The following is a 575-nucleotide window of genomic DNA, read 5'->3' as shown; positions in this document are numbered from 1 at the left end:
TGGCCGGAATTCGCGATGGACTCCGACCCGCAGTACCGGGAGCACTTCAAGCAGTTCCAGGACTTCCACCCCCAGTTCCTGCAGGAGATCGGTCAATCGAGGGAGCGCAACCAGGAGTTGCTGAAACGGATGGAGGCCCTGCCCGAAGACTGGCCGACTTTGTTCTTCGGGTGCACCGTCGAGCACGCGGTGGCGATGGCGGTGCTGCTGCGACGGAAGGGTCGCCGTGCCGCCAGCGTCACGGGCGCGACTCGGGGCTCGACGCGACGGGCCCTGATCGAGGACTTCCGCCACGGCGGACTGTCGGTGCTGTGCAACTACGGCGTGCTCACCACGGGCTTCGACGCACCTCGGGTACGTGCGGTTGTCATCGCCCGTCCAACGACGAGTCCCGTGCTCTACGAGCAGATGATCGGCCGCGGTATGCGTGGGCCGCGGTTCGGCGGCACGGACGTATGTCTCGTGATGGACATCGCCGACAACATCGAGTTCCACGGGAAGCTCGCGTACACGCGGTACCGGGGTTACTGGAACAGCCACCAGACGGTGCACCGTCGGACTCCGTTGTCGCAGTC

General features: G+C 65.6%; 1 protein-coding gene. It reads left to right on the top strand.

Features of this window, described 5'->3' with window-relative positions:
- Positions 1–15: 15 nt before the first annotated feature.
- On the top strand, positions 16–575 hold a 560-nt coding region (locus tag E6G06_08240), incomplete at its 3' end, for a hypothetical protein (GenBank protein TML91900.1).

This window comes from Actinomycetota bacterium (assembly GCA_005888325.1).
Lineage (GTDB): Bacteria > Actinomycetota > Acidimicrobiia > Acidimicrobiales > AC-14 > AC-14.
This window is presented reverse-complemented; position numbering and strand designations above follow the sequence as displayed.